This is a genomic window from Novacetimonas maltaceti, from assembly GCF_002906255.1.
Classification (GTDB): Bacteria; Pseudomonadota; Alphaproteobacteria; order Acetobacterales; family Acetobacteraceae; genus Novacetimonas; species Novacetimonas maltaceti.
The window spans coordinates 1-9031 of sequence record NZ_POTC01000077.1; the positions used below are offsets into that span (position 1 = coordinate 1).

Annotated in this window: 15 protein-coding genes; 14 read left to right on the plus strand and 1 reads right to left on the minus strand. The window is 59.5% G+C overall.

The features are described from left to right. The 10 genes from KMAL_RS15260 to KMAL_RS15315 all read left to right on the plus strand — a co-directional run. Window positions 1-115: transposase (locus KMAL_RS15260; RefSeq protein WP_146044241.1), on the plus strand; the 115-nt coding region annotated here is incomplete at its 5' end. Window positions 116-1116: 1001 nt separating this feature from the next. Continuing rightward, entirely contained in the window at window positions 1117-1992 is an 876-nt protein-coding gene (locus KMAL_RS15270) for a DUF932 domain-containing protein (RefSeq protein ID WP_058989467.1), read from the plus strand. 64 nt (window positions 1993-2056) lie between these two features. Then, complete coding sequence (locus KMAL_RS15275) at window positions 2057-2377, plus strand: hypothetical protein (RefSeq protein ID WP_010667381.1); 321 nt, start codon at window positions 2057-2059, stop codon at window positions 2375-2377. A 747-nt stretch (window positions 2378-3124) separates the two neighbouring features. Then, complete coding sequence (locus tag KMAL_RS15285) at window positions 3125-3667, plus strand: hypothetical protein (protein WP_062810081.1); 543 nt, start codon at window positions 3125-3127, stop codon at window positions 3665-3667. Between the two features lie 151 nt (window positions 3668-3818). Then, window positions 3819-4214 carry a hypothetical protein gene (locus KMAL_RS15290; protein WP_007284689.1) on the plus strand — a complete coding sequence of 132 codons (396 nt, stop codon included), beginning with the start codon at window positions 3819-3821 and terminating at the stop codon, window positions 4212-4214. Between the two features lie 97 nt (window positions 4215-4311). Next, on the plus strand, window positions 4312-4797 hold the full coding sequence (locus KMAL_RS15295) for a hypothetical protein (protein WP_231105603.1): 486 nt from the start codon (window positions 4312-4314) through the stop codon (window positions 4795-4797). 71 nt (window positions 4798-4868) lie between these two features. Then, a complete protein-coding gene (locus KMAL_RS15300; protein ID WP_239020176.1) occupies window positions 4869-5132 on the plus strand; it encodes a hypothetical protein in 264 nt (87 codons plus the stop codon). Next, window positions 5129-5362, plus strand: a complete 234-nt coding sequence (locus KMAL_RS15305; protein WP_010665809.1) for a hypothetical protein — start codon at window positions 5129-5131, stop codon at window positions 5360-5362. The genes KMAL_RS15300 and KMAL_RS15305 overlap by 4 nt, the downstream gene beginning before the upstream one ends. 88 nt (window positions 5363-5450) lie before the next feature. Then, window positions 5451-5867: a hypothetical protein gene (locus KMAL_RS15310; RefSeq protein ID WP_007284693.1), complete on the plus strand. Its 417-nt coding sequence runs from the start codon at window positions 5451-5453 to the stop codon at window positions 5865-5867. Window positions 5868-5913: 46 nt separating this feature from the next. Then, complete coding sequence (locus KMAL_RS15315; protein WP_058989470.1) at window positions 5914-6213, plus strand: DUF7673 family protein; 300 nt, start codon at window positions 5914-5916, stop codon at window positions 6211-6213. 82 nt (window positions 6214-6295) lie between these two features. Here KMAL_RS15315 and KMAL_RS15320 read toward each other — a convergent pair whose 3' ends face one another. Next, a complete protein-coding gene (locus KMAL_RS15320; RefSeq protein ID WP_062810079.1) occupies window positions 6296-6604 on the minus strand; it encodes a hypothetical protein in 309 nt (102 codons plus the stop codon). Between the two features lie 721 nt (window positions 6605-7325). Here KMAL_RS15320 and KMAL_RS15335 point away from each other — a divergent pair. From KMAL_RS15335 to KMAL_RS15355, 4 genes are all read left to right on the plus strand, one after another. Next, window positions 7326-7535 (plus strand): hypothetical protein, encoded by a 210-nt coding sequence (locus KMAL_RS15335; RefSeq protein WP_007284577.1) that lies wholly within the window; start codon window positions 7326-7328, stop codon window positions 7533-7535. A 12-nt stretch (window positions 7536-7547) separates the two neighbouring features. Beyond that, window positions 7548-7967 (plus strand): single-stranded DNA-binding protein, encoded by a 420-nt coding sequence (locus KMAL_RS15340; RefSeq protein WP_007284576.1) that lies wholly within the window; start codon window positions 7548-7550, stop codon window positions 7965-7967. Between the two features lie 207 nt (window positions 7968-8174). Continuing rightward, window positions 8175-8384 carry an antitoxin VbhA family protein gene (locus KMAL_RS15345; protein ID WP_007284575.1) on the plus strand — a complete coding sequence of 70 codons (210 nt, stop codon included), beginning with the start codon at window positions 8175-8177 and terminating at the stop codon, window positions 8382-8384. 354 nt (window positions 8385-8738) lie between these two features. Continuing rightward, window positions 8739-8927: a recombinase family protein gene (locus KMAL_RS15355; RefSeq protein WP_275403678.1), complete on the plus strand. Its 189-nt coding sequence runs from the start codon at window positions 8739-8741 to the stop codon at window positions 8925-8927. Window positions 8928-9031: the final 104 nt, after the last annotated feature.

The following is a 9031-nucleotide window of genomic DNA, read 5'->3' on the forward strand; positions in this document are numbered from 1 at the left end:
CCTCTGGGCTCGCCTCAAGGAGTGGCGCGCTGTCGCAACCAGATATGAAAAAACAGCAACGTCGTTCCTCGCGGTCATCCACATCGCTGCCGCAGCAGACTGGATCAAGCCCTAACAGGCCCTAGTCCGGAAGTCTTCATCGGGCGTCTCTCCACGTCTTTGCTATCAACCTGACACTGTTCCGCGATCTGGCTGATGTGCCTGGACGAATTGCGACAACGGTTCTGAAGCCGCTTTCTTCGGCGACAATATAATGCCACCCGCAAGGAAAAGTGCCGCTCCCAGCACAAGCGCAGCCCCGTTAAATATAACCCTCTTTTCCCTGTAGAGGGCTCCAATAAACAGCACTAGAACGCCTACAACTGAAAGGCTTACACTCCCAACAAAAAGGATTTTGTTACCCATGATGTCGTACATTTCATCACCACTTTATTCGTAGAAGAGGCCGTCGTTCGGTCAGAAATTGACCATCTCAAAAGATAAACTTGCTGAAATAATTGGTAGTTATCTTGAAACCTTCCCGGTCATTGGAATGTGTGAGAGCTATCTTTCGGGGGCTTGATCTCCGCTCTAGTTCGTAAGGCCGCGAGCCAGGTGCGCTGCACCTGTCTCCCGGCCAACTCACCGGAGCCAGCCGCCGCCCTGCGCTGCGCTACGGTCGTCGTCTGTCTCCGCCCATCCGGGTAACGATCGGAAGCCCGGTATATCCCCCCGGTGCTCGCCCCCCCAAGGGGGGCTGCGCTGGTGCCAGCAGCCTCGCTCCGGTCTAGGGGATCATCCACCCCATCTTCCTGCGCTCCCTTTGGTCGCTCCGTGCAGACGGGTCCCCTGAGATGACCCCTAGACCTGCGCTGCGTTGCCGGCGGATCTGAAGGTGTCGGGACGAAAGGCGTCGCTGCGCTGCCTTTCGCCCTGCCGCTGGCAGGTCGAACGAAAGGCTGGGGTTTTGAGGGGGCGGATGCAAGCGGTTTTTTCGTGCTGAACGGGAATTTTTCCGGAGAATTTTTGCATTTTTCTCTTGCCAGACCCTTATTATATCTCGTATATAATAAGGGCACCGGACGAAAAGGAGGGAGACGGTCTCCCCCATCACCGGGGCCACGGGAGGGTAAACCCATGAATCACTTCGTTTCTTCTCGCTTTTCCGGCAATCTCGGCCGCGATCCGCTGTCCGACGAAGCCCTGCGCCATCTGGCGAAGTCCATCTTCGCGGAAGACAAGCACGAGAGCCGCAGCGACCGATACGCCTACATCCCCACTTATGAAGTGCTCGCGGGAATGCGGAAAGAAGGCTTCGAGCCGGTCTATGCCAAGCAGGGCGGTTCGCGCGTGCCGGGCAAGGCGGATTTTACCAAGCACCTGATCCGCTTCCGTCACAAGGGCGAAGCCGGAACCGTCCGCAAGGTCGGCGGCATCTATCCGGAAGTCGTGCTCGTCAACAGCCATGACGGCACGAGCGCCTATAAGGTCATGGCCGGGCTGATGCGTCTGGTCTGCCTTAACGGGCTGATGGTGTCAGATCGGGAGCTTGCTTCCGTGTCCGTCCACCACAAGGGCGACGTGATGGCGCAGGTCATCGAGGGCAGCTTCAAGGTGCTGTCCGAGAGCTGCCGCGCGGTTGAAGCCGCAGACGCTTGGTCCGGTGTCACCCTGAACCATGACGAACAGATGATCCTTGCCGGGGCGGCCCATGAAATCCGCTTCGGGGAGGAAGCCGAAACCCCGATCGAGCCGCGCCAGCTTCTGGCCCCGCGCCGCCGTGATGATCTCGGTTCCGATCTGTGGACCGTCGGAAACGTGGTGCAGGAAAACGTCATCCGGGGCGGTCTCCGGGCATGGGGGCGCGATGCCAACGGCCGCCGCCGTCGCGTGTCCACCCGCGAAGTCAAAGCCATTGATGCGGACGTGAAGATCAACCGCGCCCTGTGGCGTCTCAACGAGGAAATGGCCCGGCTGAAAGGAGGCGGAGCATTCATGCAGGACGCCGCCTGATCCCGTCATCCGGCACGCCTCACCCGAGGCGTGCCCCCCTACCCTTCAGGATGGAACGTCACCCATGAGCGAAGCATTCGAAATTGCGCAGACCATTCCCACCGAGCGCCCCTTGAGCTTCGACGAAGCCGCCGCCCTTGTCCGCTCACACGTCGGGACACCGCAGGATGTCGGCTATCAGATGTTCGACAATATCGCCTCGGCCGTCAAAGCCCTCTCACACCAGAGCAGACTTGCCGGGGCCGATTATGATTGTCTGTCATGTGGCAATGGCTGGACCTATGAAGGCATCGACCCCGCACCCGACCCGGCCACCTGCCCCTTTTGCGGAAGGGAGGGCAACTCGCCGTTGAGGGCATGGGAGGGCGAACGCAAAGACATCTGACTCCGGGGGCGATATGCCCCCATTTCCGCGCGCCGAACCGGAAGCCCGCTTCGCGGGCTAAGAGTAGCCGGGCGGCCTACCGGCCGCCGTATCCTCTATCGTATCCTCTAACGTGTCCTGTTCCGTATCCTCTGGTGTATCCTGAATTGGCCAATTTTCGCACTGATGCCGCACAGGCTGGGTGCTTGTGCGATCTGCGTTTGGGGGCTTGATCTCCGCTCTAGTTCGTAAGGCCGCGAGCCAGGTGCGCTGCACCTGTCTCCCGGCCAACTCACCGGAGCCAGCCGCCGCCCTGCGCTGCGCTGCGGTCGCCGTCTGTCTCCGCCCATCCGGGTAACGATCGGAAGCCCGGTATGTCCCCCCGGTGCTCGCCCCCCCAAGGGGGGCTGCGCTGGTGCCAGCAGCCTCGCTCCGGTCTAGGGGATCATCCACCCCATCTTCCTGCGCTCCCTTTGGTCGCTCCGTGCAGACGGGTCCCCTGAGATGACCCCTAGACCTGCGCTGCGTTGCCGGCGGATCTGAAGGTGTCGGGACGAAAGGCGTCGCTGCGCTGCCTTTCGCCCTGCCGCTGGCAGGTCGAACGAAAGGCTGGGGTTTTGAGGGGGCGGATGCAAGGGTAATTTTTGGCGGAATACTGCCGTTTTCTCTTGCCTCTCCATTATTATATCGTGTATATAATAGAGACACCGGGCGGGAAAACGTGGGGGGATCGTCCCCCTCCCCGTCCGAACATGGGAGGGTAAACCTATGTCACTTCTTTCCGGTCTGATGGGCTTTCTGTTCCGCTCCAAAAAGATGCCACCTCGCCCCAATCCGGCAGACGTTCTTGATCGCGCCATCACCGACACGCAGGCATGGTACAGCCGCCTGTCCGACCGGCTGGATGATACCTCGGAAGATTCCTATGCGACCCGAAACGAGCTGCGTGATCGGATGTATTATGTCCAGCACTTCGAAGATGCGATGAAACAGGCCAAGGCCACCAGTTCCATGACCGTCGATCTCAGCATCAGGTATGGCGTGTATGATGACCCCGAGGACGACGCGATCGCCCGTTATGAAGCCGCATCATGCGGCCTGGAATATGTCCCCGACGAGCAGCGCGAAGAGGCCGAGTATGCGAGTGCCCTATGGGGTATCACCGAGGTACAACAGGCGCTGGAAGCGGCGGGCTTTACCGTCCTCACCGGCTTTCATGCCTACCTGATCGACCCTGAAGAAAGCCAGCGCGCGATGGAAGCCTTCCATGCCGAGATACTGGCCGAGCAAGAGCAGGCAGCCTGCGCCTGAATCCGGGAGAGAGGCCGTCTTGCCGGCCTCTCCACCATTCGCGAGAAAAATTTCATTTTTCTCTTGAACCCTCTTTATTATATCTCGTATATATTAGAGGCGGGCCGGGAGGATAAAACCGTTCGATCCGTCGCACAGGGAGGATAGCCCTATGTCCAAGGAAGACCACGCCGAAAAACAGGTATCGCCTCTTCACAATACCTTGCCGCTGATCCGGCTGGATCGCGACGAATACAGCACGATTTCGGCGATGAAGACAAAGCCGGATCTGATGGCCTACTGGACCCGTAAGGGCCGCGTTCGCGCCTGCGAAGCCGCCGTCCTGCCGGATCTGTGGGTCACGACCATCGGCAGCGACGGCACCGAGATCGAGGGGCTGATGCTGTCATGCCTGTGGGAAGGTCCACGGGACCAGCGCACCAGCTACGATCTGGACTCTGTTTATACCGTCCTGGTCCCCTTCATCGGCTTCGGTCGGGTGGCGGGCTGGATGACAACAGATACCGTTCTTTCCCGTATCGACAGCACGGGGCTGCGTATCGACTGAAACGATTCAAAAAACAAACGGGTTTTTCTTGTGATTTCGTCAGGAGGACCGCAGCATGAATGCCATATCGTCAATAAATGCGGGCCGGAAGCACAGCATGACGCAGACAGATGACAGTCCTGCGAATGGCAAGCGAACCGGACCCGTGGCAGACGCGGTTCTTGCCCTGCGCATCATGGTCGATGCACGGACCGAAGCGAAAATGGTCCTGATGGATCTTACGAGCTATGTCGATGCCGTGGCCCATCTGGAAGCCAAACTGGCAGAGGAAGCAGAACGCCAGAATATTTCGGCAGATTTTGAAAAACTGGCCGAACATAGTCTCGAAGATGCCCTGCGCGTGGTTGAGTTCGAGCTGGACGAGCTGATGGCCCATCTCATGAGCTTGGCCGTGGCGATGAAAGCAGAGAATGCGCCGGTCGAGCGTATCCGCTCATGGGTGCAAAGCGCGGCCGATTCATACGGGATGGCCTTCCGGATCATGGTCCCCGTATGGCGGCTCAGGTCACTGGTCGATGCCGCCTTGCGGGAACCGCCCCCTGATGACGCTGAGCCAGCCGGGGAAGCTCACTTGGGCGACTAGACCAGCAAGCACGGACGATCGTGGTGAACGTCCGTGTCTCTATTATATCGCGGATATAAAAGGATGAAGCGATGACTGATCGCGTGAGATACGAAGCTCTCGTCTGCCGCTATGAGCGGATGTCTGTTGCCCGGCCGGGATACCCGGTCGGCGCCGATGGCCCCTTTCCCGCACATATCTGCGTGGGGTCGGTCCGCTTGCCCGTCCAGATGGAGGGCGGCCGGATCGTGGCGCTTGGCACCCACCCCCTGCCCCGCCAGGTCCTCGCGGATCTTCTGGCCGGGCTAGAGCGTGCGTGCCGGGTGTCATCGCGTATGGGAGGGCTGGTGTCATGACCTACCTCGCGCCGCGACGGGTGGCGAAGCATCGCCATGTCTATCTGGCCGGCCCGGACCTGTCGGTCCTGGCCGTCAAGGAAAGCCGGGACACGGCAGCACGGTCGGCCGTGCAGCTCGCGCGCAGGCGCGGCATGTCGGTTTCCCTATGGGCAATGGACCAGAAATTGCGGCCCGGATCGAAGATCCGGCCCCGCTATGGCATCTATCTCGGAGAGGCGCATGTTTGACCCTGCCCACGGCAGCGGGCGGCCGGCTCTCTCGTTATTATATCCGATATATGTTAAAGGAGAGGATCTGTGCCTTGAAAGAGTTTCGATGTCTGAATCCGCGTCTGCTGTCCCTGTCCTTGATCGCACCCCGCGCCTGACGCTGTTCCGCGTCAAGCCCGCCGTGCGCCGGCAGCTCGAAGAGTATGTAAACGATAACGACACCTCCATGCGCTGCGCCATCCTTCAGGCGCTGAAGACGATCGGCGTGCATGTGGAGCCCGAGGATCTGGTACCCGAACGCAAGCGGCGTCTCAAACCGCATACGGGCGACGACACGGGCGAGCTGGTCGGGCTCTCCGTCAGCCTGCCGGTCTATGTCCGCGTAGCGGCAGAACTTTGGATGCGCGAGCATCCGGGAATGCGCCTCGTGAACATGGTCCTGACCGGACTGAAGGAGATGGGCTTCGAGATTGATGACGAAGACCTGACCGCAAAATGGACCTGGAAACCCTTTGTGGGGTGACGCTCACAGCCCGCCAGTTCAAACCAACAAACCACGGAAAAGATCCATGACCGCGAAACAGGACAGTGAACGGGCGGCGCTGGCACGCCTGATTAAAATTGCAAAGGGTGACACCGGACAATCGCGGCGTGTCGCGGATTTCCTGCTGGCATGGTGGAATGCAGGATCGTGCGGATCGTTTGATCTCACGTCGCTATGGGCGCTCGATAGGGCCATCGTGGAAGATATGACAGTCGTTTTCGGTCTGATTGGTCAGGCCGGCAATTACCCCGATCAGCTCGATCCTGCCCTTGGCCCGGAATTCGCCGCGATCATCGCGCAATGGCGACCGGCACTGGCCGACTAACAGCGATCGGCCTGTCATCCCACGTCCGCCTTCGCGGTTCCTCTCATGACATGCGCCACCATGAGGGGAACCGCGTCTTTCGTCATGGCGCAGCGAGCAGTGTCCCGTACGTCCCGATGATCCTCTGCACGACTGCTTCGTTGGCCGCCGCCCCGGAGCACGAGTTCAAAAACGCGGCACGCCTTGCTGCCGTTGCACCTGGCTCGTATCCCCAAAAGCCCCATACCTGAATACTGAAAAATTCTCCGACCGGGCCGCTGCAACCTGCACCTGTCGCCGGCATTCCGGCCATGCACAACAAAGCCGCACAGGGCTCCGCATGGGCGGCCGGTGAATACGAAACAGCACCGCCGATCATTGCTGCCCCGATCGCAATAAACAGTCTCTTCATGGCTGTGATTCCCTGTTCGTGGGAACAGAAATTTCGCAGAAAATTACATTTTTCTCAATTAAAACTGCACCAGACCGCCATTTAATCAGGTTTTACAAATCAGATCGCTTCTTCCTGTTCCCTAGATGACCTGTTCTGATGATGCGTGCGGGTTTTTTCGGGGGCTTGATCTCCGCTCTAGTTCGTAAGGCCGCGAGCCAGGTGCGCTGCACCTGTCTCCCGGCCAACTCACCGGAGCCAGCCGCCGCCCTGCGCTGCGCTGCGGTCGCCGTCTGTCTCCGCCCATCCGGGTAACGATCGGAAGCCCGATATGTCCCCCCGGTGCTCGCCCCCCCAAGGGGGGCTGCGCTGGTGCCAGCAGCCTCGCTCCGGTCTAGGGGATCATCCACCCCATCTTCCTGCGCTCCCTTTGGTCGCTCCGTGCAGACGGGTCCCCTGAGATGACCCCTAGACCTGCGCTGCGTTGCCGGCGGATCTGAAGGTGTCGGGACGAAAGGCGTCGCTGGGCTGCCTTTCGCCCTGCCGCTGGCAGGTCGAACGAAAGGCTGGGGTTTTGAGGGGGCGGATGCAAGGGTAATTTTTGGCGGTAAACCGCCATTTTCTGTGTGAAAAACTGCATTTTTCTCTTGCCTCTCTCTTATTATATCGTGTATATAATAAGGACACCGGGCGGAAAGCCGGGGCCAGTCCCCAGCCGCTCGGTGGAGGGAGGGTAAACCCTATGTCAGATGTCTATCTGTCTGTTTTCGCCGGAGTATTCGGTGTTTTAACCTTTGTTTTCTTTGCCGCCGCGTATCTGTCGGAAGTCCCAGAGGCTCCGTCAGAAGGCGTTCTGGAAAACCCGCGCTGTCTTCTTTGTGGCGCTCTTGCCTGTTGCTGTTTTGGCAGCTTCGTCGCGCTGATGTTCTGCCTCACACTTATCAATCATTGAAGGAGCCTAACCATGTTCCCATCCATCAATCTCTCTGGTCGTGTTGGCAAGGATGCGACGCGCAAGACGTTCGGCAACGGCGGCGGATATGTGGTTTTCCGCGTAGCGTGCTCGAAGAATGTGCGTTCGCAGCAGTCCGAAACCGGCTGGCGCGAGCTGACCGAATGGGTCGAAGTCCGCGTCGATCTCCGGCAGGAGAAGCGCGCCGAGTATGTCGAAAAGAATGCGACACAGGGGCGGCAGGTTGAGGTCCGGGGCGATCTGCGTTCGGCCACTTTCCGGCCGCAGGGCGCAACCAATGATGTCACGATCTGGTACGTCGATCCGACGGATTTCGAATTCAAGGGCCGTCCCGCACAGCAGCGCGGGCAGGGGGCCGATGCTCCACCGGCCGACCAGTGGGAGGGAGAAGATCCGTTCGACCGGAAATAAGCAGGGGAGGGGAGCCGTCTTCGGGCGGCTCTTCACTTGCTTTTTCAGGCCCGTTCGCGCACATGCTATCGTGTCGTCGCGTGACGGGTTTACCCTCCCATATTTGCTTCGCAAGATGCAGACACGCGGCGACACCATCCCCATAAATTCTTGGTTCCGCTTGCAAAATCGGCTATTATGACCGCTTACCAGTCAGGAGCGAGCGTGATGGGACAGACCCTTTCCGCCAGACCGATCAGCGCAGAAGAATCCGCGCAGCGTCGTCGCGCCGTCGAGGAAGCCCGGGCGGCAAACTACCGGCAGGGATACGTCCATGATCCGGTTCTTGAAGAGGCGAACGAACGCTATATCCGGGGCGTGATTTCGCTCGAAGACCTGCGCCGCGAGATGCGCGACGCCATCCGGGCCGGTCGCTAATTCGCGGCCGCCATGAGTACCGGCGATCCGGGGCGCGGTTATACCTATCCCACCAATTCCAACGATCCGGATCAACAGGATGTCTTGCGCAACCGGCTGGACCTACGGTCGCGCGCGGCACTCAATCGGGCCGAATACAGGATCACCAGGGGTCGGTACATAGAACGGGCACAGATATACGCTAAGGTCGGATGCTGAGGGTATATGACGGAAAACAGGTGTTTTCCGTCATTTTTTTCTTGCCGGGAAAAGATAGCCGCCAAGGTAGCAAAAACTGCACGACAAACCATGTCGCTTTGCATTACTGTGCGGAAACTCTTCTGATGAGGTTTGTCGTACATGCTGGTCGGTTATATGCGAGTGTCCTCAGCCGACGAACGCCAGTCAGTGGATCTCCAGCGCGATGCGCTGATCGCGGCTGGCGTCGATGCACGCCACATTCATTCCGACAAGGCCTCTGGTGCCCGCGACGATCGCCCTGGCCTCAAGACGTGCCTCGCCTGGCTCAAGGAAGGGGATATGTTGATTTTCACTGAGAACTGACCCGGGTAGGGCGGAAATTTTCATCGAGATTTGACCCATGCCTTCACACTCCCCGGCATCATCTGCTGGGGGGTTTTTGGAGTGATTGACATGGAGCTTCTGAG

Coding starts and splice junctions, on each gene's coding strand:
- KMAL_RS15275 (WP_010667381.1), top strand. CDS start 2,057: ATGAGCGAAGCATTCGAAATTGCGCAGACCATTCCCACCGAGCGCCCC.
- KMAL_RS15345 (WP_007284575.1), top strand. CDS start 8,175: ATGGGACAGACCCTTTCCGCCAGACCGATCAGCGCAGAAGAATCCGCG.
- KMAL_RS15355 (WP_275403678.1), top strand. CDS start 8,739: ATGCGAGTGTCCTCAGCCGACGAACGCCAGTCAGTGGATCTCCAGCGC.
- KMAL_RS15310 (WP_007284693.1), top strand. CDS start 5,451: ATGTCTGAATCCGCGTCTGCTGTCCCTGTCCTTGATCGCACCCCGCGC.
- KMAL_RS15290 (WP_007284689.1), top strand. CDS start 3,819: ATGTCCAAGGAAGACCACGCCGAAAAACAGGTATCGCCTCTTCACAAT.
- KMAL_RS15320 (WP_062810079.1), bottom strand. CDS start 6,604: ATGAAGAGACTGTTTATTGCGATCGGGGCAGCAATGATCGGCGGTGCT.
- KMAL_RS15305 (WP_010665809.1), top strand. CDS start 5,129: ATGACCTACCTCGCGCCGCGACGGGTGGCGAAGCATCGCCATGTCTAT.
- KMAL_RS15300 (WP_239020176.1), top strand. CDS start 4,869: ATGACTGATCGCGTGAGATACGAAGCTCTCGTCTGCCGCTATGAGCGG.
- KMAL_RS15285 (WP_062810081.1), top strand. CDS start 3,125: ATGTCACTTCTTTCCGGTCTGATGGGCTTTCTGTTCCGCTCCAAAAAG.
- KMAL_RS15335 (WP_007284577.1), top strand. CDS start 7,326: ATGTCAGATGTCTATCTGTCTGTTTTCGCCGGAGTATTCGGTGTTTTA.
- KMAL_RS15295 (WP_231105603.1), top strand. CDS start 4,312: ATGACGCAGACAGATGACAGTCCTGCGAATGGCAAGCGAACCGGACCC.
- KMAL_RS15270 (WP_058989467.1), top strand. CDS start 1,117: ATGAATCACTTCGTTTCTTCTCGCTTTTCCGGCAATCTCGGCCGCGAT.
- KMAL_RS15315 (WP_058989470.1), top strand. CDS start 5,914: ATGACCGCGAAACAGGACAGTGAACGGGCGGCGCTGGCACGCCTGATT.
- KMAL_RS15340 (WP_007284576.1), top strand. CDS start 7,548: ATGTTCCCATCCATCAATCTCTCTGGTCGTGTTGGCAAGGATGCGACG.